At 71.0% G+C, this 24439-nt stretch carries 24 protein-coding genes; 3 read left to right on the top strand and 21 right to left on the bottom strand.

The window, feature by feature from the left end; genetic code table 11:
- Nucleotides 1-4: 4 nt before the first annotated feature.
- The 11 genes from nuoI to CLV40_RS06360 all read right to left on the bottom strand — a co-directional run bounded on the left by nuoI (nt 5) and on the right by CLV40_RS06360 (nt 12383).
- Nucleotides 5-532: an NADH-quinone oxidoreductase subunit NuoI gene (gene nuoI / locus CLV40_RS06410; protein ID WP_104477921.1), complete on the bottom strand. Its 528-nt coding sequence runs from the start codon at nt 530-532 to the stop codon at nt 5-7.
- Complete coding sequence (nuoH, locus tag CLV40_RS06405) at nt 529-1821, bottom strand: NADH-quinone oxidoreductase subunit NuoH (protein ID WP_104477920.1); 1293 nt, start codon at nt 1819-1821, stop codon at nt 529-531. Before nuoH ends, nuoI begins: the two co-directional genes overlap by 4 nt.
- Nucleotides 1818-4256, bottom strand: a complete 2439-nt coding sequence (locus CLV40_RS06400) for an NADH-quinone oxidoreductase subunit G (protein ID WP_104477919.1) — start codon at nt 4254-4256, stop codon at nt 1818-1820. The genes nuoH and CLV40_RS06400 overlap by 4 nt, the downstream gene beginning before the upstream one ends.
- A complete protein-coding gene (nuoF, locus tag CLV40_RS06395; RefSeq protein WP_104477918.1) occupies nt 4253-5554 on the bottom strand; it encodes an NADH-quinone oxidoreductase subunit NuoF in 1302 nt (433 codons plus the stop codon). The genes CLV40_RS06400 and nuoF overlap by 4 nt, the downstream gene beginning before the upstream one ends.
- Entirely contained in the window at nt 5551-6273 is a 723-nt protein-coding gene (gene nuoE, locus CLV40_RS06390; protein ID WP_374066607.1) for an NADH-quinone oxidoreductase subunit NuoE, read from the bottom strand. Before nuoE ends, nuoF begins: the two co-directional genes overlap by 4 nt.
- A gap of 134 nt (nt 6274-6407) precedes the next feature.
- Nucleotides 6408-7757, bottom strand: a complete 1350-nt coding sequence (locus tag CLV40_RS06385; protein WP_104477917.1) for an NADH-quinone oxidoreductase subunit D — start codon at nt 7755-7757, stop codon at nt 6408-6410.
- Entirely contained in the window at nt 7754-8554 is an 801-nt protein-coding gene (locus CLV40_RS06380) for an NADH-quinone oxidoreductase subunit C (RefSeq protein ID WP_104477916.1), read from the bottom strand. Before CLV40_RS06380 ends, CLV40_RS06385 begins: the two co-directional genes overlap by 4 nt.
- Before the next feature lie 4 nt (nt 8555-8558).
- Nucleotides 8559-9110: a NuoB/complex I 20 kDa subunit family protein gene (locus tag CLV40_RS06375; RefSeq protein WP_104477915.1), complete on the bottom strand. Its 552-nt coding sequence runs from the start codon at nt 9108-9110 to the stop codon at nt 8559-8561.
- 13 nt (nt 9111-9123) lie between these two features.
- Nucleotides 9124-9558, bottom strand: coding sequence for an NADH-quinone oxidoreductase subunit A (locus tag CLV40_RS06370; protein WP_245931140.1), 435 nt, complete (start codon nt 9556-9558; stop codon nt 9124-9126).
- Between the two features lie 891 nt (nt 9559-10449).
- Nucleotides 10450-10971, bottom strand: coding sequence for a hypothetical protein (locus tag CLV40_RS06365; protein ID WP_146107949.1), 522 nt, complete (start codon nt 10969-10971; stop codon nt 10450-10452).
- 119 nt (nt 10972-11090) lie between these two features.
- Entirely contained in the window at nt 11091-12383 is a 1293-nt protein-coding gene (locus CLV40_RS06360; RefSeq protein WP_104477912.1) for a geranylgeranyl reductase family protein, read from the bottom strand.
- A gap of 106 nt (nt 12384-12489) precedes the next feature.
- Here CLV40_RS06360 and CLV40_RS06355 point away from each other — a divergent pair, with 106 nt between their 5' ends.
- On the top strand, nt 12490-13356 hold the full coding sequence (locus CLV40_RS06355) for a DUF4328 domain-containing protein (protein WP_104477911.1): 867 nt from the start codon (nt 12490-12492) through the stop codon (nt 13354-13356).
- Here CLV40_RS06355 and CLV40_RS06350 read toward each other — a convergent pair.
- The 3 genes from CLV40_RS06350 to CLV40_RS06340 form a co-directional block, all read right to left on the bottom strand.
- Complete coding sequence (locus tag CLV40_RS06350) at nt 13353-14045, bottom strand: demethylmenaquinone methyltransferase (protein WP_104478293.1); 693 nt, start codon at nt 14043-14045, stop codon at nt 13353-13355. The genes CLV40_RS06355 and CLV40_RS06350 overlap by 4 nt on opposite strands.
- 515 nt (nt 14046-14560) lie before the next feature.
- A complete protein-coding gene (locus CLV40_RS06345; protein ID WP_104477910.1) occupies nt 14561-15670 on the bottom strand; it encodes a glycosyltransferase in 1110 nt (369 codons plus the stop codon).
- Nucleotides 15671-15673: 3 nt separating this feature from the next.
- Nucleotides 15674-16789 carry a glycosyltransferase family 4 protein gene (locus tag CLV40_RS06340; protein WP_181043352.1) on the bottom strand — a complete coding sequence of 372 codons (1116 nt, stop codon included), beginning with the start codon at nt 16787-16789 and terminating at the stop codon, nt 15674-15676.
- A gap of 188 nt (nt 16790-16977) precedes the next feature.
- On the opposite strand from CLV40_RS06340, the gene CLV40_RS06335 reads away from it, so the two are divergent.
- Complete coding sequence (locus tag CLV40_RS06335; RefSeq protein ID WP_104477909.1) at nt 16978-17808, top strand: inositol monophosphatase family protein; 831 nt, start codon at nt 16978-16980, stop codon at nt 17806-17808.
- 84 nt (nt 17809-17892) lie between these two features.
- Complete coding sequence (locus CLV40_RS06330; protein ID WP_104477908.1) at nt 17893-18645, top strand: alpha/beta fold hydrolase; 753 nt, start codon at nt 17893-17895, stop codon at nt 18643-18645.
- Here CLV40_RS06330 and CLV40_RS06325 read toward each other — a convergent pair.
- The 7 genes from CLV40_RS06325 to CLV40_RS06295 are packed head-to-tail and all read right to left on the bottom strand — an operon-like array spanning nt 18638 to nt 24411.
- Nucleotides 18638-20227 (bottom strand): putative PEP-binding protein, encoded by a 1590-nt coding sequence (locus tag CLV40_RS06325; protein ID WP_104477907.1) that lies wholly within the window; start codon nt 20225-20227, stop codon nt 18638-18640. The genes CLV40_RS06330 and CLV40_RS06325 overlap by 8 nt on opposite strands.
- Nucleotides 20224-21279, bottom strand: a complete 1056-nt coding sequence (paaE, locus tag CLV40_RS06320) for a 1,2-phenylacetyl-CoA epoxidase subunit PaaE (RefSeq protein ID WP_104478291.1) — start codon at nt 21277-21279, stop codon at nt 20224-20226. The genes CLV40_RS06325 and paaE overlap by 4 nt, the downstream gene beginning before the upstream one ends.
- A 2-nt stretch (nt 21280-21281) precedes the next feature.
- Nucleotides 21282-21773 carry a 1,2-phenylacetyl-CoA epoxidase subunit PaaD gene (paaD, locus tag CLV40_RS06315; protein WP_104478290.1) on the bottom strand — a complete coding sequence of 164 codons (492 nt, stop codon included), beginning with the start codon at nt 21771-21773 and terminating at the stop codon, nt 21282-21284.
- Nucleotides 21767-22663, bottom strand: a complete 897-nt coding sequence (paaC, locus tag CLV40_RS06310; RefSeq protein ID WP_104477906.1) for a 1,2-phenylacetyl-CoA epoxidase subunit PaaC — start codon at nt 22661-22663, stop codon at nt 21767-21769. Before paaC ends, paaD begins: the two co-directional genes overlap by 7 nt.
- 6 nt (nt 22664-22669) lie before the next feature.
- Nucleotides 22670-22954 carry a 1,2-phenylacetyl-CoA epoxidase subunit PaaB gene (gene paaB, locus CLV40_RS06305; protein ID WP_104477905.1) on the bottom strand — a complete coding sequence of 95 codons (285 nt, stop codon included), beginning with the start codon at nt 22952-22954 and terminating at the stop codon, nt 22670-22672.
- A complete protein-coding gene (paaA, locus tag CLV40_RS06300) occupies nt 22951-23880 on the bottom strand; it encodes a 1,2-phenylacetyl-CoA epoxidase subunit PaaA (protein ID WP_104477904.1) in 930 nt (309 codons plus the stop codon). Before paaA ends, paaB begins: the two co-directional genes overlap by 4 nt.
- 57 nt (nt 23881-23937) lie before the next feature.
- On the bottom strand, nt 23938-24411 hold the full coding sequence (locus CLV40_RS06295) for a DUF3592 domain-containing protein (protein ID WP_104477903.1): 474 nt from the start codon (nt 24409-24411) through the stop codon (nt 23938-23940).
- Nucleotides 24412-24439 lie beyond the last annotated feature (28 nt).

Here is a 24439-nt window from a genome sequence, read left to right as displayed (position 1 = left end):
GCGCTCACTTGGCCGCCTCCGCGTTCTTGGCGAGCTGCGGACCGTTGACGTAGTAGTCCTGCTCGTTGTCACCGAGCCGCATCGGGTGCGGCGGCTGCTCCATGCCCGGCAGCAGCGGCGCCATGAGCTGTTCCTTGGTGTAGATCAGCCGCTGGCGGTCGTCGTCGGCGAGCTCGAAGTCGTTGAGCATGGTCAGCGACCGGGTCGGGCACGCCTCGATGCACAGGCCGCAGCCGATGCAGCGCAGGTAGTTGATCTGGTAGTCGGCGCCGTAGCGCTCACCGGGGGAGAACCGCGCGTCCTCGGTGTTGTCGCCGCCCTCGACGAAGATGGCGTCCGCCGGGCAGGCCCACGCGCACAGCTCGCAGCCGACGCACTTCTCCAGCCCGTCCGGGTGCCGGTTGAGCTGGTGGCGGCCGTGGTAGCGGGGCGCGGTGCCGGGGAAGTTCTCCGGGTACTCCTCGGTGACGACCTTCTTGAACATGGTCGAGAAGGTGACCCCGAACCCCTTGAGGGGATCAAAGATGCTCACTGGTCAGACTCCTTGTCCGCACCGGCGCCGACGGCGGCCTTCTCGCGCCTGCGCCGCACCCTCGGCTTGAGGTCCTCCTTGTTGGGGACCACGAGGTCCAGCGGCGGGACCGGGTAGCCGCTGCCGGTGACCGGGACCTGGTTGTCCGGCTGCACCTCGCGGTCCGGCAGCAGCAGGCTGAGCCCGACGAGCAGGGCGAGCACGACGGCGCCGATGGTGATGAAGACCCCGGCCGGGATGTCGTTCTCCTGGCGCAGCACCCGCAGCGTGACCACGGCCATGATCCACACCAGGTTGGCCGGGACCAGGACCTTCCAGCCGAGGCGCATGAACTGGTCGTAGCGCAGCCGGGGCAGCGTGCCGCGCAGCCAGATGAAGACGAACAGGAACAGCCAGGTCTTGCCGAAGAACCACAACAGCGGCCACCAGCCGGTGTTGAAGTAGTTGTCGCCGATCAGCGAGATCGGCCACGGCGCCATGTAGCCGCCGAGGAACAGCGTCGTGCAGAAGGCCGAGACGATGACCATGTTGACGTACTCGGCGAGGAAGAACAGCGCGAACTTCATCGAGCTGTACTCGGTGTGGAAGCCGCCGACCAGCTCCGACTCGGCCTCGGGGAGGTCGAAGGGGGCGCGGTTGGTCTCGCCGATCATCGAGATGAAGTAGATGGCGAAGCTCGGGATCAGCAGGACGCCGTACCAGCCCCGGGATTGCGCGTCGACGATGTCGCCGGTGGACAGCGATCCGGAGTAGAGGATGACCGCGACGATCGACAGACCCATGGCGATCTCGTAGGAGATCACCTGCGCGGCCGAGCGCAGACCGCCGAGCAGCGGGTACGGCGAGCCGGAGGACCAGCCCGCGAGCACGATGCCGTAGACGCCCATCGACGAGCAGGCCAGCACCACCAGCACGCCGACCGGCAGGTCGACCAGCTGCAGCACGGTGCGCTCGCCGAAGATCGAGACCTCCGGTCCGAACGGGATCACCGAGAAGGCCAGGAACGCCGGGATCGTGGACATGATCGGCGCCAGGAAGTAGACCTTCCGGTCGGCCGTCTCCGGGATGATCTGCTCCTTGAACGGGAGCTTGATCGCGTCCGCGATGGACTGGAACCAGCCGTTCGGGCCGACCCGGTTGGGGCCGGGGCGGTGCTGCATCCTGGCCACGATCTTGCGCTCCAGGATGATCATCGCCATGGTCGCCACCGCGCCGAGCAGCAGCAGCACCACGGCCTTGATCAGGATCAGCCAGAGCGGGTCGTCGGCCAGGAGTTGGGCCCTGGTCATGCGTTGCCTCCACTAACCGTCACCACGGCACCGTGGCCGACACCCAGGGTGCGGCGCACGGTCGAGCCCGGGGAGTTGCCCGGCAGCCAGACCACGCCGTCGGGCAGGTCGGCGATCTGCACGGGAACCGAGACCGCGCCCCGCTCGGTGGACACCCGCGCGGTGCCCGCGACGCCGAGGTCGGTGGCGGTCTTGAGGGACAGGCGCGCGTAGACCGGGCGGGCGGTGCCCGCCAGGTGCGGCTCGCCGTCCTGCAGCGACCCGTTGTCCAGCAGCTGCCGCCAGGACGCCAGCACCGCCTGCCCCGCACCCGGGCTCGCCGGGGCGGGCGCGGTGTCGGGGGTGGCGGCGGTGCGCGCCACAGCGGGCAGCCGGGCCAGGTCGGCCGCGCTGGCGGCGGGGGTCTGGGTGAACAGGTCGACGTCCATCTCCACGGCCAGCGAGTCGAGCACCCGGCCGTCGGGCAGCGCGCCCGTGCCCTCGAGGGTGTGCCCGAACTCGCGGACCCGACCCTCCCAGTTCAGGTAGCTGCCGGACTTCTCGACCGCCGGGGCGATCGGGAAGACCACGTCGGCGAGCGCGGTGGCCGCGCTGTGCCGCAGTTCGAGGCTGACCACGAACCCGGCCTCGCCGATCGCGCGCAGCGCCAGCTCCGGGTCGGCCAGGTCGTACGGGTCGACCCCGCCGAGCACCAGGCCGTCGAGCTTGTGGTTGTCGGCGGCGGCGAGGATGGCGTCGGTGTCGCGGCCGACCGCGGTGGGCAGCGCCCCCTCGGCCAGACCCCAGACCTGCTCGACCACGGCGCGGGCCTTGTCGTCGCCGACCAACCGGCCGCCGGGCAGCAGGTTCGGCGCGGCACCGGCGTCGAGCGCGCCGCGCTCACCGGCCCGGCGCGGGATCCACGCGACCTTGGCGCCGGTGCCCGCGGCCAGCCGCAGCACCGCGCTGTAGAGGCCCGGCACCTGGGCGGCGCGCTCGCCGACCAGGATGACCGCGCCCGCGGCGCCCAGCGCCGCGGTGACGTCCGGCGCGTGCGCGGCCAGGCCGTCGAGCGCGGCCGGTTCGCCGCCGGGGACGCAGGCGAGCAGCGTGCCGTTGGTCTTGGTGACGCTCGGGCTCGTCCACTGGCCGAGGTGGAAGACCTTGGTCTTGTTCTTGCGGGCCGCCTTGCGCAGCCGCAGGAACACGATCGGCGCTTCCTCCTCCGGCTCGAACGCGACCAGCAGCGCGGCCGGCGCGTTCTCGATGCCGCGGAAGGTCACCCCGGTCTCCGGGGTGGTGCCGACCACGGTGGAGGCGAGGAACTCCAGCTCCTCCGCGGAGTGCGGGCGGGCGCGGAAGTCGATGTCGTTGGTGCCCAGGGCGATGCGGGCGAACTTGCCGTACGCGTAGGCGTCCTCGACGGTCAGCCGACCGCCGGTGAGCACCCCGACACCCTTGCCCGCGCGGGCCTTGAGCAGCCCCTCGGCGGCCACCTGCAGCGCCTCGGTCCAGCTGGACTCGACCAGCTCACCGGTCTTCGCGTCGCGCACCAGCGGCCGGGTGATCCGGTCGCCCGCGGTGGCGTAGCGGAAGCCGAAGCGGCCGCGGTCGCAGATCCACTCCTCGTTGACCTCGGGGTCATCGCCCGCGAGCTTGCGCATCACCTTGCCGCGCCGCCAGTCCGTGCGCTCGGCGCAGCCGGACGAGCAGTGCTCGCACACGCTCGGCGTGGACACCAGGTCGAACGGCCGCGACCGGAACCGGTACGCGGCGCTGGTGAGCGCGCCCACCGGGCAGATCTGGATGGTGTTGCCGGAGAAGTAGCTCTGGAAGGGCTTCTCCTCGGCGATCCCGATCTGCTGCTGGGCGCCGCGCTCGAGCAGCTCGATGAACGGGTCGCCCGCGATCTGCGCCGAGAACCGGGTGCAGCGCTGGCAGAGCACGCAGCGCTCGCGGTCGAGCAGCACCTGGGTGGACACCGGGATCGGCTTGGCGAAGGTCCGCTTGGTCTCGACGAAGCGGGACTCGGTGCGGCCGTGCGCCATGGCCTGGTTCTGCAGCGGGCACTCGCCGCCCTTGTCGCAGATCGGGCAGTCCAGCGGGTGGTTGATGAGCAGCAGCTCCATCACACCCTGCTGAGCCTTGTCGGCGACCGGCGAGGTCAGCTGGGTCTTGACCACCATGCCGTCGGCGACGGTGATGGTGCAGGAGGCCTGCGGCTTGGGCATCGGCCGCCCGCCCATCTCCACCTCGACCAGGCACTGGCGGCAGGCACCGGCCGGGTCGAGCAGGGGGTGGTCGCAGAACCGGGGGATCTGGATGCCCAGCCGCTCCGCGGTGCGGATGACCAGCTCGCCCTTGGGCGCGTCGACGACCTGGCCGTCGACGGTCAGCCGGACGTGGCCCTCGGGCACCGGCGTGGTCTCTACGGGGTTCTCCGGCGCGATGGTCATGACTGCGCTCCTGCGTAAGCCGGGGCGTTCCGGTTCGCCGCGCACAGCGCGAGGAACTCGTCGCGGAAGTACTTGATACCGCTCTGGATCGGGCTGACGGCGCCGTCGCCGAGCGCGCAGAACGAGCGGCCGAGGATGTTGTCGCAGATGTCGAGCAGGGTCTCGATGTCGGACTCGGTGCCCTTGCCCTCGACCATCCGCTCCAGGATGCCGGTGAGCCAGTAGGTGCCCTCGCGGCACGGCGTGCACTTGCCGCACGACTCGTGCTCGTAGAACTGGGTCCACTTCATGACCGCCCACGGCACGGACACGGTCTCGTTGAAGACCATGACCGCGGTGGTGCCCAGCATCGAGCCCGCCGCCGCGGCGCCCTCGAAGTCCAGCGGGACGTCGAGGTGCTCGGCGGTGAACATCGGGGTGGACGAGCCGCCGGGGGTCCAGAACTTCAGCGGGATGCCGTCCTTCATGCCACCCGCCAGTTCCAGCAGCTCGCGCAGCGTGGTGCCGAGCGGGGCCTCGAACTGGCCCGGGTTGGTCACGTGGCCGGAGATCGAGTAGATCTTCGGGCCGGGCGACTTCTCGGTGCCCATGGTGCGGAACCAGTCCGCGCCGCCGTTGACGATGAACGGCACGCTGGCGATGGTCTCGACGTTGTTCACCGTGGTCGGCGCGGCGTAGAGACCGGCGGCGGCGGGGAACGGCGGCTTGAGCCGCGGCTGGCCGCGGCGGCCCTCCAGCGAGTCGAGCAGCGCGGTTTCCTCGCCGCAGATGTAGGCGCCCGCGCCCGCGTGGACGGTGATCTCCAGGTCGTAGCCGGAGCCCAGGATGTCCTTGCCGAGGTAGCCCGCGGCGTGCGCCTCGCGCACCGCCGCGTTCAGCCGCCGGATGCAGTGCAGGGCCTCACCGCGCACGTAGATGAAGCAGTGGTGCGACCGCATCGCGTACGAGGCGATGACGCAGCCCTCGATCAGCGAGTGCGGGTCGGCCATCATCAGCGGGATGTCCTTGCACGTGCCCGGCTCGCCCTCGTCGGCGTTGATCACCAGGTAGTGCGGCTTGTCCTCGTTGGGCGGCATGAACGACCACTTGATGCCCGACGGGAACCCGGCACCGCCGCGACCGCGCAGGCCCGACGCCTTGACGACCTCGACCAGCTGCTCGGGGGTGCCCGCGAGCGCCTTGCGCAGCGCGGTGTAGCCCTCCAGCTGCTCGTAGGTCTTGATCGACCACGAGGTCGGGGAGAGCCAGCGCTTGGTCAGGACGGGCGTGACCGGCGCGGGCTTGTTCGGGGCGCTCACTTCTTCTCCACCTCCGGCAGGGGCGGGTTCGGCATCGCGGGCGCGGTCCAGCCGCGCTCCTCGGCCAGCTTCGCGCCGCGCAGCGTCTCCACCGCGGCGCTGGGGCCGTCCACGGTGGCCCGGTAGTCGATCTCGTCCTCGGGCCAGAACCCGGCCAGCTCCAGCTCCGCGGTGCGGAAGTCGCGCAGCGGGGCGCCCCGGGTCGGCGCGGGCTTCTCGCCCTTGCGCAGGGCGTCGACGAGCGCGACGGCCTTGTCCGGGGTCTGGTTGTCGAAGAACTCGTAGTTGACCTGGATGACCGGACCGAGGTCGCAGGCCGCCAGGCACTCGGCGTGCTCCAGCGTGATCGAGCCCGGCTGCCCCGGCTCGCCCACGGTCTCGTTGTGGCCCAGGCGCTTGCCGTCCGCACCGAGGTGCTCGCCGAGCTTCTTGTAGATCTCGTCGCCGCCCAGCACCGCGCACAGGGTGTTGGTGCAGACGCTGACCAGGTGCTCGCCGCAGCTCTTGCGCTTGTACATCGTGTAGAAGGTGGCGACCGCGCTGACCTCGGCGGCGGTCAGGTCCAGCTGCAGCGCGCAGAACTGGATGCCCGCCTGGCTGACCCGGCCCTCGACCGACTGCACCAGGTGCAGCATCGGCAGCAGCGCCGACCGCGACTGCGGGTACCTGGCGATGATCGCCTGGGCCCGCTCGACGGTCTTGGCGTCGAAGACGCTCAGGTCCTCGGCGGTGTCGGTGACCAGGTGCTCGGCCTCGACCGGGGCGATGCCCACGACGTCGGTGTCGGGCACCGTCGCCTGGTGGGTGTCACCGGCGCCCAGGCTGGAGCCACCGTACGTGGAACCGGTGCTGCTCAACGGTCACACCCTCCCATCACGGGGTCGATCGAGGCCACGGCCGCGATGACGTCGGCGACCATGCCGCCCTCGGACATCGCGGGCATCGCCTGCAGGTTCACGAAGCTGGGTTCGCGCACGTGCACGCGGACCGGGCGGGTGCCGCCGTCGGAGACCAGGTGGTAGCCCAGCTCGCCGCGCGGGGACTCCACCGGCACGTAGACCTGGCCCGCCGGGACGTGGAAGCCCTCGGTGACCAGCTTGAAGTGGTGGATCAGCGACTCCATCGACTGACCCATGATCTTGCGCACGTGCTCCAGCGAGTTGCCCATGCCGTCGGGGCCGATGGTGAGCTTCGCGGGCCAGGCCACCTTCTGGTCCTCGACCATCACCGGGCCCGGCTCGAGCTTCTTGAGCGCCTGGTTGATGATCCGCAGCGACTGGTGGATCTCCTCGACGCGCAGCAGGTAGCGGGCCCAGGCGTCGGCGTCGGTCGAGGTGGGGACCTCGAAGTCGTACTCCTCGTAGCCCAGGTACGGCTCGGTCTTGCGCAGGTCCCAGCCCAGACCGGCGGAGCGCAGGATCGGGCCGGTGATGCCCAGCGCGAGGCAGGCGTCCACGGGCAGGTAGCCGACGCCCTTGAGGCGGTTGCGCCAGATCGGCTGACCGGTGAGCAGCTTGTCGTAGTCCGGCAGGCGCTTGGCCATGACCTGCAGGAACTCTTTGACCTTGGTCTCGTAGCCGTCCGGCAGGTCCTGGGCGACACCGCCGGGGCGGATGAACGCGTGGTTCATCCGCAGGCCGGTGATGAACTCCAGCAGGTGCAGGGCCTCTTCGCGCTCGCGGAAACCCGCGGTCATCGCGGTCAGCGAGCCGAGTTCCATGCCGCCGGTGGCCAGCGCGACCAGGTGCGAGGAGATGCGGTTGATCTCCAGCAGCAGCACCCGGATGACCTGGGCCCGGCGCGGGACCTCGATGCCGAGCAGCTTCTCGACGGCCATGCAGTACGCGGCCTCGTTGGACAGCGGCGCGAGGTAGTCCATGCGCGTCACGAAGGTGACGCCCTGGGTCCAGGTGCGGTACTCGCAGTTCTTCTCGATGCCGGTGTGCAGGTAGCCGATGACCGAGCGGGCCTGGGTGACCGTCTCGCCCTCGAGCTCCAGCACCAGGCGCAGCACGCCGTGCGTGGACGGGTGCTGCGGGCCGAGGTTGATCACGATCCGCTCGTCGTGGATCGCGTCCTCCAGGACGCTGTCCCAGTCGCCGCCGGTGACCGTGTAGACGCGGCCCTCGGTGGTGTCCCTGGTCTCCGCGTCCGGGATGCGGCTGTCCGTGGCCGTTGGGATGTTCTCGCTGCTGGTGGTCACGAGTACGACCTCCGCTGGTCCGGCGGAGGGATCTCCGCGCCCTTGTACTCCACCGGGATGCCGCCGAGCGGGTAGTCCTTGCGCTGCGGGTGGCCGTCCCAGTCGTCCGGCATGAGGATCCGGGTCAGCGCGGGGTGGCCGTCGTAGACGATGCCGAACATGTCCCACGTCTCGCGCTCGTGCCAGTCGGCCGTCGGGTAGACCTCGACGACGGACGGCACGTGCGGGTCGTCCACGTCCACCGCGACCTCCAGCCGGATGCGGCGGCGGTAGGTCATCGAGGTGAGGTGGTAGACCGAGTGCAGCCGCTGCGGCACGTCCACGCCGTAGTCCACACCGGACACCGAGCTGCACAGCTCGAAGCGCAGCGAGGTCTCGTCGCGCAGCAACCGGCACAGCTCGAGCAGGTGCTCGCGGCGGACGTAGAAGGTGATCTCGCCGCGGTCGACGGTGGTCTGCTGGATGGCGTCCGCGGGGACCCCGCGGGTGGCCATCGCGGCGGTGAAGTCGTCGGTGAACTCGTCGAACCAGCCGCCGTAGGGCCGCTCGGCCGGGGCCGGGCTGTAGGCGGGCAGCGAGAGGCCGCCGAAGCCGGAGGTGTCGCCGGTGCCCGCGACGTTGAACATGCCCTTGCGGGTGCGACCGGCCTGGACCGGCTCGGCCGGGACCGGGGCGCGGTGCTCGGCGACCGCGCCGGGCTCCTGGACGCCGTCGGCGGGCTGCTGGGCGCTGGAGTGCGCGGCGCCCGTGGCCTTGCCCGCGTCCGCTTCGGGGGTGGTGGGATTCTCGTCAGCCATCAGTTCACTTCTTCTTCGCGAACTTCACAGTGGATGCGATCAGCTCCGTGCGCGCCCCGCTGGCCGCGCGGATGGCGGCCCGGGTGGCGTTGATCGGCTCGTCGCCGATCTTGGCGTGCAGCTTCAGGATCGCGTCGAGCAGCATCTCCGGGCGCGGGGGGCAGCCGGGCAGGTACATGTCGACCGGGACCACGTGGTCGACGCCCTGCACCACGGCGTAGTTGTTGAACATGCCGCCGGATGACGCGCACACGCCCATGGCCAGCACCCAGCGGGGCTCGGCCATCTGGTCGTAGATCTGGCGCAGCACCGGGGCCATCTTGTTGGTGACCCGGCCCGCCACGATCATCAGGTCGGCCTGGCGCGGGGAGGCGCGGAAGGCCTCCATGCCGAAGCGGGCGATGTCGTAGCGCGGACCGCCGGTGGTCATCATCTCGATGGCGCAGCAGGCCAGCCCGAACGTCGCGGGCCACAGCGAGTTCTTGCGGCCCCAGTTCACCAGCTTCTCCAGGCTGGCCAACATGATGCCGTTGGGCAGCTTCTCCTCGATTCCCATATCGCGCCCCCTTTCAGTTCCAGTCGAGCCCGCCGCGCCGCCACACGTAGGCGTAGGCGAAGCCGACCGTCGCGATGAACAAGAAGATCTCGACCAGGCCGAACAGGCCCAGGACGTCAGCCGACACCGCGAACGGGTAGAGGAACACCATCTCGATGTCGAAGAGGATGAAGAGCATGGCCGTGAGGTAGTAGGCCACCGGGACGCGGCCACCGCCGATCACCGGCTGGGGGGACGGCTCGATGCCGCACTCGTAGGCCGCCACCTTGGCCCGGTTGTAGCGGCTGGGGCCGAGCAGCGGGCCGAGCAGCGCGGAGAGGACCGCGAACGCCGCGGCGATCACGAACAGGACCACGAGGGGCAGGTAAACCCCCAGGTCGGACGACACATCCGGCGGCTGGGCCAGCGTCCGGGTCAGCGACGCTAGGGCTGGCGTTCCAGCGAGCATGGGCACCTTCTCGTCCTTTCCCGCGTCCTACGGTCGGAACCCTATGGGCCGTGGGTCACAGCACTGCTTGTTAGGCAGCCCTAACCGACCGTTGCCAACGCTTGTGAAAACATTCACAATCTAGACCCGCAGTTGTGAACGGCTTCACAAGCATCGGGGCCAGTGTAGGACCTTCCTCACAGCGCGAAACCCGGCCCCCTCGACAACTCTGCGTGAACCCTCGGTGATCGACAGCACTCGCCTGACCTGCGCTAACACCCCGCTTGCGCGAGCTACCAGACCAATTCCGACGCGGTGCGGAACAACGCGGGGGATTTACGCGGGAAACAGCCGTACACGCCAGAATCACCACTCGACACCATCCCGATAGCGAATTGCTACGCCGTACACCGAACTTCCCTCGACGTTCGAGCTTCCGACGCTCCCGGCGAATCCCCCACCCGAACCACCCGAAGGTGTAGCGGCGCCGGACCCCCCACTTCACTAGCCTCGACCCCGAGAGCCCGACGCCGTGGGCGGCGGGTGAGTCGTGGCGGTCAGGTGCTTTCCGGGGCAGACCGGGACCCTGACCCCGCGCACAGGGCAGGAGTTCATCACCGTGGGTGGTGGGCGAGTCGTAGGACCGGGTGTGACCGGGGCAGACCGGAACCCCGGTCCTGCGCACGAAGCAGGAGTTCGCCGTCGTGGGCGGTGGGCGAGTCGTAGAGCCAGGTGCTACCCGCGGCAAAACGGGACCCTGGCCCTGCGCATCCACCCGAAGGTGTGGCGGCACGCCACTGGCCGATCAGCTAAGCTGGTGGCGAGAGTTCATCACCGTGGGTGGTGGGCGAGTCGCAAGGCCAGGTGCACCTGGGGCAGACCGGGACCCTGGCCTTACGCATGTCCAGGGTATTAGCACCCTGTGGACACCATGAACTGGAAGATCTGGGGCGCCAGTTCCGCGTGGTAGTGCCCTTGTCCGAACGTTGCCGCTCGCACGGCACCGGCCACGATGTCCGCCACCCAGAACAACGGCTCGTCTTTGCCGAGAACGTGCGACACATGGAACTCGGTCGCCTTGGGCAAGTTGTGTCTTGCACCGGTGATGGTGTGGACGTCCCGCCCGTTGAGCTGGATCGAGCGCCCTTCCATGACGAGAGCGGTCACACCGAGCCCGTGCAGTTCGAAAACCAAACGCTCGAGGCACTTGGCCCTGGCGCGCTCCTGTCGCCGACAAGGCACCGGCGAGCCGACAACGACCACGTGCGAGCCGCCCAACCCCACCACCGAGCGAACAGCGCGTGCTCGCTCCTGCTCGTCCATCTCGTGCCAATGCGATTTCCTGATTCGCCGGGCACCTCGCAGCTCGAGCATCGCCGCACGTGCGCGTTCTTGCTCCGGCGCCTCGTACACAGCCGCTGCCAGCACGTACACGCCTCCCCCATCGTCTGTCTCGAGGAAGGACTCGTCCGCGAAAGCCTGCGGGGAGGGAGAAAGCACCGATCAAGGGTAGGGCTCGGAAAGCCGTTAACCCGATCGAGGCATTGGGGTGGCTACAGGCTGGGGGTCACCCGGGTGGCGGCGGTGATGATGCGGTCGTAGGCGTCGCCGTCCTTGGGGTCGTAGAGGCCCGCGAGGAGTTTGAGGACGAGCTTCATCAGCGTCTTCCGGGGGAGGCCGTACTTGGTGGCCACGCCCATGACGGTGGGGTTGCCGATGAGGCGGGAGAAGACGTTGCCCAGGCGGTAGTAGCTGCCCAGGGCCTGCTTCAGGGCCACCGGGTAGCCGTCCAGGGCGCGTTCGCGGGCGGGGCCTTCAGGGCGGGCCAGGGCCTGGACGACGCACTCAGCGGCGAGCCGGGCCGACTCCATGGCGTAGCCGATGCCCTCGCCGTTGAAGGGGTTGACCATGCCGCCCGCGTCCCCGACCAGCAGCAGGCCCGCGCGGTAGTGCGGTGTGCGGTTGAAGCCCATGGGCAGCGCCGCGCCGCCGACCTTGCCGATGGCGTTCTCCTCGCGGAAACCCCAGTCCTCCGGGGTCCCGTCCAGCCAGGAGCGCATCAGCTTCCGGTAGTCGGTGCTGCCGAAGGCGCTCGACGTCGACAGGATGCCGAGGCCCGCGTTGACCGTGCCGTCGCCCATGCCGAAGAGCCAGCCGTAGCCGGGGAGCAGGACCGGGTTCTCCGGGTCGGAGCGGTCCCACAGCTCCAGGTGCGACTCGAGGTAGTCGTCCTTGCTGCGCGGGCTCGCGTAGTACCGGCGGACCGCGACCCCCATCGGCCTGCTATCGATCTTGTCCAGCCCCACCGACAGCGCCAGCCGCGCCGACACGCCGTCGCAGGCCAGGACCAGGGGCGCGCGGTAGGTCACCGGGGTCTTGTCCGGTCCCGCCTTGGCCGCCACGCCCACTACGCGCCCGTTGGCCACGACGGCCTCGGTGACCGTGGTCTGCTCCAGGAGCCTCGCCCCGGCGCGCTGGGCCGTGCGGGCCAGCATCTCGTCGAAGTCCTGGCGGGGGCGCACGACGCCGTACGGGGGGAAGGTGGCCAGGTCGGGCCAGTCCAGCTCCATCGTGATGCCGCCGCCGACCACGCGCAGGCCGCGGTTGTGCAGCCAGCCCGCTTCCTCGCGGGTGTCGACGCCCAGGTCGATGAGCTGCTTGACCCCGCGCGGGGTGAGCCCGTCGCCGCAGACCTTCTCGCGGGGGAAGGTGCTCTTCTCCAGCAGGAGCACGTCGAGCCCGGCCCTGGCCAGGTACGTCGCGGCGGTGGACCCTGCGGGCCCCGCGCCCACGACGATGACCTCAGCGTCCTCGCCAGCCTTGCGGCGGCCGACCGTCGTGCTCATCGCGCTCCTTGTGAAAGCCTTCACGTACTCGGTCGAGTCTAGAGGGAACTGAAACGACCGGACTGTGATCAGCGATCCACCCGGGACTGCTCTTGGAGGGCGCACGATGACCGATCCGGACACCACCGCGACTCCGGCGTTCGGCATCCCCAGGATAGAGGTCGAACCGGAGGACACGCCCCCGTTCGGCATCCCGGCGGTCAGCGTCCCCGTGCACCTGACCCGGGACGCCGACGACGAGACCTCGGTCATCCAGGACACGCCCCTCACCGACGACGACCCGGTCGTCGAGGCCATCGCGCTGCCGCACGAGCCGGAGCTGGCCCGCCCGGCCCGCGCCGCCCGGTTCGTCGCGTCGGCGTTCATCCTGCTCACCGCCGCCGTCGGCGCCCTCTCCGCCTGGCAGGCCTGGCGCTCGTACTGGTTGGTCCGCGACTTCTACTCGGCCATCCCGACCGTCACCAACGAGCAGCTGCAGACCGCGACCGACCGCAGCACCTGGCTCTCCTACGGCTGGATGGCGGGCGTCGCGTTGTCCGGCGTCGCGTTCATCGTCTGGCTGTGGCGGGCCCGGATCAACGCCGCCCGCGTCTGCGACGCGCCGCACCGGCTGCGGATCCGCTGGTCGGTGCTGTCCTGGTTCATACCCATCGGCAACCTGTGGCTCCCCCAGATGGTCCTCGGCGACGTCTGGCGCGCCAGCCGCCCGGACACCCCGGCACGCGGCGGGAACCTGCGGAAGGTGCGGGCGGGCAAGCTGATCGGCGTCTGGTGGGCGCTGTTCCTGCTCACCCACGCGGTGGACCTGGCCGCGGTGAACCTGATCAAGGACGACAGCAGCGTCCAGACCTTCGAGCGGGTGTTCTTCGCCAACGCGGCCAGCGGCGGCCTCGCCGTGCTGTCCGCCCTGGCCATCCTGGTCGTCATGCGCCGGGTCGACCGCTGGCAGGCCGACCGGGAGCTGATCCGCTAGTCGGCCGGGTTGGTCGCCCGGTGCAGGGCGACGACTCCGAAGGTCAGGTTCAGCCACTCCACGTCCTGCCACCCCGCCTCGACGACCAGCCGCGCGACGGCCCGCTGGTCGTGCCAGTCGCGCATGGACTCGGCGAGGTAGGAGTAGGCCTCGCTGTTGGACGAGAACGGCCGCGTGACCAGCGGCAACGCCCGCAGCACGGTGTTGCGGTACAGCCACCGCAACGGCCGCAGCGGCGGCTGGGACACCTCGCAGATCACCAACCGACCCCCGGGCCGCACGACCCGGCGCATCTCGGCGAGGGCGGCGACGGTGTCGTTCATGTTGCGCAGCCCGAAGGACACGGTGACCGCGTCGAAGGCGTTCGTGGCGAACGGCAGGTGGAACGCGTCGGCGGCCACCCGAGGCACACCGCGGTCGGCGCCGCCGCGCAGCATCTCGAGGGAGAAGTCGGCGGCAACGCACCAGGCCCCGGAACGCGCGTACTCGGCGGTGGACACGGCGGTCCCAGCGGCCAGATCGAGCACCCGCTCCCCCGGCGAGGCGTCGAGCACCTGACGGGTGGTCTCACGCCACCGCCGGTCGAAGCCGAGGGTCATGACGGAGTTCGTGCGGTCATAGCCCTTGGCAACCCCGTCGAACATCTCGGCGATGTCGCGCGGATCCTTGTCCAAACCGGCTCGGGCCATCATGTGCGAAGAATACGAGGCCCGCTCGGACGGGGCGGTGCAGGTCCGCCCAGACCAACCCAACGAGCGTTCCGCCCTGGGCAGAGCCACTCGCCAACCCGATGCCAGCGCCCTCACACCCCCAGGCAGACAGCCACCCAACCTGCCGCGTCGGACTCACCACCCCAACGCTCTTCTTCTCCTCCTCCTCCCACACACAACCGCCGCAGGATCCCAGCCCCCACAGAACGCAATGCGGCTGTACCGGACCCACCCCATAACCGCCGCAGGATCCCAGGCCCCGCAGAACGCAACGCGCCCCTGCCATACGCCTTGATGGGGTGGACTTGCTTTGTGTGGGGGGGCGGACCTGCCAAGCAGGTCCGCCCCCCCCCCCCACACAAAGACGTTCCACCCCATCGAGCAGACAGCGGGGGCGCGAAGAGTTCGGTGGGGGTTGGGCTGGCACACGTCGGCGGATGGCGGGTTCTGCTTGGTGGGGTGGAGGAAGTCGCGGGGCGGTTGTGGTGGGCAGGTCAACCCGCGCTGTGGGCGGTGAGCATGCCTTGGACCGAGGAGGGCCAGTCGAAGTCTTCGGCGCGGGATCGGGCGGCGGCTCGGCGGTCGGGTTCCGGGATCGACAGGAGACCTTCCACCGCTCCGGCGAAGGCCGGGGCGGCGTCCGCGACTGCTTGGCCGCAGTCCGGTCGGACGATCTCCGGCAGAGCCGACGACCGCGACACCACAACCGGTGTCCCCGAAGCCAGCGCCTCCAACGCGGCCAGGCCGAACGTCTCGTGCGGACCTGGAGCCAGGGACACGTCGGCGCTGGCCAGTAGGCGGGCGACGTCCGCGCGGTCCGCGACGAAGCCGAGGAAGGTCACCGGCAACCCCTGCGCCCGACGACGCAAAGCCGACATCCGGGGCCCATCCCCCGCCACGACCAGCCGGACGTTGTTGCCTGCCGTGTGGAGTTCGGCGAGGGTGTCGATGCTTCGCTCGACGTGCTTCTCCGGCGACAAGCGTCCACAGTGCACCAGCAGGGCGTCCGCGCCATGGGACAGGTCCGCGCGTAGTGCGCCGTCGTGGCGGGTGGGGGTGAACGTGGTCAGGTCTACGCCGAGTGGGACTCGGGTGACGTTTTCGACGCCAATACGGTCGAACTCCGCGCGAGCGAACTCGGTCGTGCACACAACCCGGTCGTAGTTGGTCGCCATGCGACGGTTAGCGGCATCCGCAACACCGCGCGCCATGGGGCCGGGCATGAGGAACTGCTCCAGCAGCCGATCCAGGCGCTCGTGGGAGATCACGACGCTCGGCACGTCGCGTTCCGCCGCCCACCGGCCCATGCCGCGCAGCGTCAACCGGTCGGAGACTTCCAGCCGGTCCGGCCGCAAACGCGACAGCAACGCCGATACCCGCAGCGGGTTCACCGCCCGGTAGCCCCCTGTACCGGGGATGCGTGGAGCGGGCAGTGTGATCCGGCGGACGCCCGTAGGCAATCGCTCGTCGCCGACCCTGCTTCCTGGCACCACCAAGGTCACGTCGTGCCCGCAGGCCGCGTAGCCTGCGCCGAGGTGGTGCAGTGCGGTGCGCAGGCCACCCGAACGTGGGCCGTAGAAGTTGGCGAGCTGCACGATGCGCATGGCTCAGGCCGCCTTGGCCCCTCTGCCGAGCGTGACCTCGTGGTAGTGCCCCAGCAGCTCCTCACACACCGCGCTCCACGTGCGGGTCTGCACGGCGGCCCGGCCCGCGGCGCCCATGCGGCGGCGCAGGAGGGCGTCGGCGAGGCGGTCGACGGCGGGGCGCAGCAGGTTCGGGAACTGGTCGGGGTCGAGCAGGAAACCGGTGCGGCCGTGGTCGACCAGGTCGCGCGGGCCGCCCGCGTCGGGGGCGATCACCGGCAGGCCCGACGCCATGGCCTCCTGGACGGCCTGGCAGAACGTCTCGTGCGGTCCGGTGTGCACGAACACGTCGAGGCTGGCGTAGGCGGTGGCCAGGTCGGCGCCCTCGCGGAAACCGAGGAAGGCCGCGTTGGGCAGGCGCTGGCGCAAGGCGGCGGATTCCGGTCCATCGCCCACTACGACGACGCGCACGCCGGGCAGGTTGTCGATGGCGGCGAGGTGTTCGACCCGTTTCTCCGGTGCGAGCCTGCCGACGTACCCGACTAGCAGTTCCCCGTTTGGCGCCAGTTGCGCCCTCAAACCGCGGTCTACGTGTTCCGGCGCGAACCGTCGAATGTCCACACCGCGCGCCCATCGGTACACGCGCGGGATGCCGTGGCCGGTCAGGTCGCGCACCGCGGCCGTCGACGGCGCGAGGGTCCGGTCGGCGTTGGTGTGCAGACGGCGGATCCAGCGCCACGCTGCCCGAGCGCCGCGGCTGAGCCCGTACGCGGCGGCGAAACCCGCGACATCGGTCTGGTAGACCGCGACCGTCGGCACCCCGAGCCGCCGGGCCGCCCAGAGTCCGCCCGCGCCGAGCACGAAGGGTGACGCCAGGTGCACCACGTCGGGTCTGAATTCAGCCAGGTCGGTGTGCAGCTTCGGGGTCGGCAGCCCGATCGGCAGGGACGTGATCACGGGCAGGTCGACCGCCCGGACCCGGACGACGTCCGCGTCGAGGTAGCGGTCGGGCCCGGCACCGGGGGCGATGACCAACGCCCGGTGCCCGCGCTGGTGGAGGTGTTCGAGCACCCGCAGGACGGAGTTGGTGACGCCGTTCACCTGCGGCAGGAAGCTCTCGGTCACGATCGCGACGCGCACCTGTCAGACCGTGGCACCCCGTGACGGCCGCCCGGTGGTCGCGCGCGTGACACCATGGCGAACGACACCGGAACTCCCGGTGGGGTGGGCCCGGGCTGTTGGCCAGTGACCAACCTTGGCCTGCCGATTCCCGAGCCGTCACCTGGCGGACGCACGTCGGCCACACGCGGTGGTCACTCTAGGTTGGCATGACGCTCCTGTCTTCCCGCTCGCGCAAACCAGTGGAACCCGGGCTGTTGTCCCGGGCCCTGGAGGTCGCGGGCCGCCTGGCCAACGACGCCACGGACGTGATCACCGCGACCGCCGGGCGCGGGGCCCGACCCGATGTCGTCGACTCGCCGTTCGACTGGGTGACCGACACCGACCGGACGCTGGAGCGCCACACGCGGCGGGTGCTCACCGCCGAGTTCCCCGGTATCCCCGTGGTCGGCGAGGAGTTCGGCGCAGACGTGGGGTCCGACGACTCCGAGTACCGCTGGGTGGTGGACCCGGTCGACGGCACCGCCAACTACGTCGCCGGGATGCCCTGGTGCGCCTACAGCCTGGCGCTGGTCGACGCGGAGGGTCCCGTGGTCGGCGTGGTCGCCGACCCGTACCGGAGCCAGATCTACGCCGCCGCGCGGGGTCGCGGCGCGCGGGCCAACGGGGTGCGGGTGGCGCTGAACGACCGCGACACCACCGCGGGCGCGATCGTGTGCACCGAGCTGGCCCGCAACGGCCCCTGGCCGGGCATGGGCGGGTTCATCGAGCGGGCCGCCACGGCGGGCGCGGGGGTGCGCGTGCTCGGCTCGGCCGCGCTGGCCGTCGCCCAGGTCGCGCTGGGCCACGCGGCGGCCGCGGTGCTGCACAGCTACCACGAATGGGACGTCGCGGGCGCGGTCGCGCTGGCCTTGGAGTCGGGGGCCGCCGTGCTGGACCGGCGCGGCGAGGACGCCCCGCTTCCGGTGGACGGCCTGCTGGTGGCGGCCCCGGGGGTGGCCGAGACGGTGCTGGGCTGGTGGCAGGAGACCGCGAGCTAGGCGCGACCTACCCGCGCGAACACCAGTCTTACTGGCATTTTCACACGTTGACACCCGCTTGCGGGCGGGGTTGGCTCCAAGGCCATGAAGACAGTGAAGTCGTTGGACGGCACGAAGCTGGTCTACGAGGCGGTCGGGTCCGGCAAGCCGGTGGTCCTGGTGGGTGGGGCGTTCAACAACCGCTCGTCCACCGAGCCGCTCGGCAAGCTGCTGGCGGAGTCCGGTCTGACCGCGGTGTCCTACGACCGGCGGGGCCGCGGCGACAGCCTCGACACGGACAACTACGCGGTGGACCGCGAGGTCGAGGACCTCGCCACGGTGCTGCACGAGGTCGGTTCCACCTGGGTGTACGGCATGTCCTCCGGTGCGCTGCTGGCGCTCAAGGCCGCGTCGCTCGGGGTCGTGGTGGACCGGATCGCGGTGTACGAGCCGCCGCTGGGCGCGCCGAACGCGGAGGCGTTCGCCGACGAGCAGGCCGAGCGGATCCGCGGTGGGCGCAGCGACGAGGCGGTGGAGGCGTTCCTGGCCACCACCGGTCTCCCGGCGCAGGGCATCGCGGAGATGCGCGAGGGTCCGTCGTGGATCTACCTGACCGCGCTCGCGCACACGCTGCCCTACGACGCCCGGATCGTGGCGCGCACGACGCTGGAGACGGTCGGCCGGGTCGAGGCGGCCACGCTCGTGGTCGACGGCGCGGCGAGCTCGCCGTTCCTGCGCGACGCGGCGGCGGCGATCGTCGACGCGATGCCGAACGCGACGGGCGTGTCCCTGGAGGGGCAGACGCACAACGTGGACGTCGCCGTGCTGGCGCCGGTCCTGGCGAAGTTCTTCAGCTGACCGACCTGACCGACCTGGCCGCCGCCCGCGCGCCGCGCGGGGACCCGGCGGCCAGCACGGCCGAGGCGATCTCACGGCACTGGTCGAGCGTGTGCTCGGCCAGTGCCGCGCGCACGTGCGGCGCGCCGACCGGCGCCATGGACAGCGAGTCGACGCCGAGGCCGACCAGCACCGGTGCCAGCAGCGGGTCGGCCGCCGCCTCGCCGCAGACACCGACCGGTTTGCCCGCCGCCCGGGCGGCGCGCGCGGTGCGGGCGACGAGGTCGAGCAGGGCGGGCTGCCACGGGTCGAGCAGGTCGGCGAGCGAGCCCAGTTCGCGGTCGGCGGCGAAGGTGAACTGCGCCAGGTCGTTCGTGCCGATGCTGACGAAGTCCACTTCGGACGCGATGTCCGCGGCTCGGAGCGCGGCAGCCGGGATTTCGATCATCACCCCCACCTGAGCGATACCGCGTTCCCGTGCCACTACGGCGAAATCGGCGGCTTCAGCGGCGGTGGCGACCATCGGGGCCATGACCCACAGCTCGACCCCCGTGTCGGCTGCGGCCAAGACGATGGCGTCGAGTTGGTCGTGGAGATGGCCGAGGTGGCGGCGCGCGGTGCGCAGGCCGCGAACTCCAAGAGCCGGGTTGGGCTCCGGTTCGTCGGCCACGAACGGGACAGGCTTGTCCGAGCCGGCGTCCACTGTGCGCACTACGACTCGTTTTCCGCTAAGAGGCTCGAAAACGGCGCGATACGCCGTGCGCTGCTCTTCGACTGTCGGCGGATTCTTACGGCCCAGGAACAAGAACTCGGTGCGGAAGAGCCCAACACCTTCGACGTCGCCGATGTCGGTAGGTCCGCCGATGTTGGCCAGCAAGGCGATCCGGTGACCGTCAGCGGTGCGCCCGGGCCCACCGAGCACGGGGCTCGCGATTGCCTCATCCACCGGGTCTTCGACAACAACGCCCCTGGTCCCGTCCACCCGCACCCGCTGACCATCCACAAGCGACGCGGCGGCCGGGCAGGCGACCACGGCCGGGATGCCGAGCGAGCGGGCCAGGATCGCGGTGTGGCTGGTCGGCCCGCCGCGTTCGGTGACCAGGCCCAGCACCACCGCCGGGTCGAGCGACGCGGCGTCGGCGGGGGCGAGGTCGGCGGCGACCAGCACGTACGGGTGACCAGGTTCGGGCAGGCCCGGCATCGGCAGCCCGAGCAGGTGGGCCACCGCGCGGTCCCGGACGTCGTCGAGGTCGGCGGCCCGCGCAGCCAGGTGCGAGTCGGCCAGCAGGTCCCGGTACCCGGCCACGGCCCGGTCGACGGCCCACGCGGCGGGCATCCCCTGCCCGACCAACTCCGCCACCTTCGCGCCGAGCCCGGGGTCGCGGGCCATCAACGCGGCGGCGACCAGCACGTCCCCGTCCTCGGCCAGGTCCGCGCGCCGCGCCAACTCGACCGCGACGGCCTCCAGCGCGCCAAGGGCCCGTTCCCGCTCGTCCGGTCCGGGCTCGGGTGCGGAGTCGGGCAGGACCGGCGGACGGCCGAGGCGGGCCACCGGGCCGGTGGCCGTGCCGGGGCAGGCGCCGAGGCCGGTGTGCGTGCTCACGCGTCGAAGTCGACCGTGACCGCTTCGGTGACCGGGAGCCCCTGGCAGGTGAGCACGAACCCGGCGTCGAGTTCGTGCTGCTCCAGCGCGTAGTTGCGGCGCATCTCGACCGCGCCGCTGACCACCCGGGCGCGGCAGGTCCCGCAGACCCCGCCCTTGCAGGCGAAGGGCAAGTCGGCGCGCACCCGCTGGGCGGCGTCGAGGATGGGTTCGTCGAAGGGCAGGGCCAGGGTGGTCTCGCGGCCGTCGAGGACGACGGTGACCGCGGCCGTCGGGCCGTCCACGCGCCGCTCGTCGACCCGCTTGGGCTCGGGCGGCGGCTCGTCGACGTAGAACAGCTCCCGGTGGATCCGCCCGCCGTCGACCCCGCGCCCGCCGAGCACCGCGTACGCGTCCTGGACCAGGCCGAACGGGCCGCAGAGCCACCAGTGGTCGATGTCGGCGGTGGGCACCACGCGGTCGAGCAGGGCGGTGATCCGGTCGGCGTCGAGGCGGCCGGAGAACAGCTCCACGTCACCCGGTTCGCGGGAGAGCACGTGCACCAGTTGCAGGCGGGACGGGTAGCGGTCCTTGAGGTCGGCCAGGTCTTCGGCGAACATCACGGTGTCCGAGCGGCGGTTGCCGTAGACCAGCGTGACGCGGGTGTCCGGCGCGGCCAGGACGGTCGCGGCGATGGACAGCACGGGCGTGATCCCGGACCCGGCGGCGAGGAACGCGTGGTAGCCACCGGGCTCCACGGTCGGGGTGAAAGTGCCTTGCGGCGGGAGGACCTCGAGCTTGTCGCCGGGTTTGAGGTCGTCCACGAGCTGGGTGGAGAACAGACCCCCTTCGACCCTGCGCACGCCGATCCGCGGCGCTGCGCCGACAGGGGCGCAGATCGAGTAAGAGCGGCGTTCTTCGTGTCCCTCGACGTCTTGGCGCAACGTGAGGTACTGGCCCGCCTTGAAGGCGAACTGCTCGGCCAGGGAATCCGGCACGGCGAAGGTGATGGCCACGGCGTCGTCGCAGAGCCGGTCGACGCGGGCGACCGGGAGGGGGTGGAAGGCGCGCACGGTCACAGTTCCTTGATCTGCTCGAACGGTTCGCGGCAGTCCTCGCAGCGGCGCAGGGCCTTGCACGCGGTGGAGCCGAACCTCGACAGCTCGGTGGTGCGGTGCGAGCCGCAGCGCGGGCACGCCACCCGTCGCGTGGGGGGCTCCAGGTTCAGCGGGATGGGTCCGACCGTGCGCGGTCCGATTCGCTGCGGTGGGGCTATCCCGTGGTCGGACAGCTTGCGCAGACCGTCTTCGCTGATCCAGTCCGTAGTCCACGCCGGGTGCAGGACAGTGCGGACGTCGACATCGGTGTACCCGGCCTCGGTAAGGCTCTCCTTGAGATCCGCGCGCATCTCGTCGAGAGCGGGACACCCGGAGTAGGTGGGCGTGATGGTGACGGTGACCTTGCCGTCGACCTCTTGCACATCCCGCAGCACCCCGAGGTCGGCGAGGGTGAGGACCGGCAGCTCCGGGTCGAGTACCTGCTCGGCGACCCGCCGCGCGCTCACCAGTGCGCTCCCGGCATCGACCGGGCCACGTGCTGCAGCTCGGCGAGCAGGTAGCCCATGGCCTCGGTGTGCACGCCGTCGCGCCCGGCCTGGCCCGCGAGCGCGGCGACCTGCCGCACCTCGGGCCGGTCCAGCCCGGCGGCGCGGAGCACGGTGTCGAGCACGTCGTCGACCTCGGCGCGCAGCGCGGCCGGGTCGACGCCGACGCCCGCGTCGGCCAGCGCGGCCTCGACCGGGTGCGTGACGTACAGCTCCTCGGTGTACGCCCAGACCAGCGCCAGCCCGGCGACGATCCGCTCCCGCGAGTACTCGGTGCCGCCCGCGAGCCGCAGCACCCACTGGGCGGCGTGGTCGCGGTGGTAGGCCAGCTCCTTGACGCCCTTCGCGGCCGCGGCGGACAGCACCGGGTCCAGCGAGCCGGTGAGCCGCTGGAACAGCGCCAGCCGCCACGACGAGAACACCAGCAGCCGGGCGATGGTGGTGCCGAAGTCGCCGCCGGGGCCGGGACCGCAGTCGATCTCGGCCAGCCGGACGTTGCGGAACTCGCGCTCGTCGCGCAGGTAGGCCAGCTCGTCCTCGTCGCGGCCGACCCCCTCCACCTCGGCGGCCCGGGTGAGCAGCATCCGGGCCTGACCCAGCAGGTCGAGGGCGATGTTGGCCAGCGCGACGTCCTCTTCCAGTTCGGGCGCGCGCGAGCACCACTCGGCCAGGCGCTGGGCCAGGACCAGCGCGTCGTCGCCGAGCATCAGGCAGTAGGCGGCCAGGTCGTCGTGGTCGACCAGGGGCGGCACGGCGCGGTCGACACCGGTCAGCGCTTCGGTGAAGCCGGTGCCGAAGGCCCAGTGCCGCTCCTCGCTACCGTCCTCGACCAGCCCGTCGTAGGCGTTGTCCATTGGTCCTCACAGGTGGGGGACGTCGTCGGGGATGGCGTAGAACGTGGGGTGCCGGTAGACCTTGTCGCCGCTGGGGGCGAAGAACGGGTCCTTCTCGTCCGGGCTGGACGCGGTGATCGCGTCGGCGCGCACGACCCAGATGCTCACGCCCTCGTTGCGGCGGGTGTAGAGGTCGCGGGCGTTGCGCAGCGCCATCTCGTCGTCGGGTGCGTGCAGCGAGCCGACGTGCACGTGGTTGAGGCCGCGCTTGCCGCGCACGAACACCTCGTAGAGGGGCCAGGAACCGCTCACGCCACCGCCTCCGAGTTCTTCTTGGCCGCGTACGCCGCAGCGGCCTCGCGGACCCAGGCGCCATCCTCGTGGGCTTGGCGGCGGTGCGCGACGCGCTGCGCGTTGCACGGCCCGTCGCCCTTGACGACCCGCCAGAACTCGGCCCAGTCGATCTCGCCGAAGTCGTAGTGGCCGCGCTCGTCGTTCCAGACCAGCTTCGGGTCCGGGAAGGTGACGCCGAGCTTGACCGCCTGCGGGACGGACATGTCGACGAAGCGCTGGCGCAGCTCGTCGTTGGTGTGCCGCTTGATCCGCCAGTGCATGGACTGCTCGGTGTTCGAGCTCTCCGCGTCCGGCGGGCCGAACATCATCAGCGACGGCCACCACCAGCGGTTCACCGCGTCCTGGACCAGGTCCCGCTGCTGCTTGGTGCCGCCCATCATGGTCATCAGCAGCTCGTAGCCCTGTCGCTGGTGGAAGGACTCCTCCTTGCAGACGCGGATCATCGCGCGCGCGTACGGGCCGTAGGAGGTGCGGCACAGCGGCACCTGGTTGCAGATCGCGGCGCCGTCGACCAGCCAGCCGATGACGCCGACGTCGGCGAAGGTCAGGGTGGGGTAGTTGAAGATCGACGAGTACTTCTGCCTGCCCGAGATGAGCTTCTCGGTCAGCTCGGCCCGGTCCGCGCCGAGGGTCTCGGCGGCGGCGTAGAGGTAGAGCCCGTGGCCCGCCTCGTCCTGCACCTTGGCCAGCAGGATCGCCTTGCGGCGCAGCGACGGCGCGCGGCTGATCCAGTTGCCCTCCGGCTGCATGCCGATGATCTCCGAGTGCGCGTGCTGCGCGATCTGCCGGATCAGCGTGCTGCGGTAGCCGTCGGGCATCCAGTCCCGCGGCTCGACTCGGTGGTCGGCCGCCACGACGCGGTCGAACTCGCGCTCCAGGTCCACAACACCTGATGTTACACCGGAAAGCGAAATTCGCAGAGGACTGTCACATCGCCGGGATCAGACCCGGGGCTTCCGGCGGGGCCGGAGCTTGCGGACGTGCAGCGGGCCCTTGCGGCGCAGCCAGTAGAGGACGCCGCCCACCACCACCCAGACCCCCAGCACGGCCGTGCTGACCGGCAGGATCGTCAGCGCGGCGCCGCGCCCCGCGACCCGGACCAGGTCGGGGTTGGCCTGGTCGTACTCGACCCGCACGACCTGCCCCTCCGCCAGCGCCTCCGGGTAGAGCACGCCCACCGTGGGCACGTGCTCGGCGCCGTCCGGGGTCTGGAAGCGGACCAGGGTCCGCCCCGGGGAGACGCTCACGACCTCGGCGTTGGCGTTGCCGGTGCGCCCCTCGATGGCCGCGTCCTCGGTGAACGCGGCGACGACGAGCAGCACGCCGAGCGCGGCGACGAGACCGCCGAGCACGATGGCGACCAGCGCGGTGATCGCCCGGCGGCGCTCGGGGCGGGTGAGCTGCTCTTCCTGCACGCGCCCAGCCTAATCAGCGGACTTGTGG

This window comes from Actinokineospora auranticolor, assembly GCF_002934265.1.
In the GTDB taxonomy this organism is placed as follows: domain Bacteria; phylum Actinomycetota; class Actinomycetes; order Mycobacteriales; family Pseudonocardiaceae; genus Actinokineospora; species Actinokineospora auranticolor.
The sequence above is the reverse complement of the archived record's forward strand: the minus strand, read 5'-3'. Positions and strand labels throughout refer to the sequence as shown.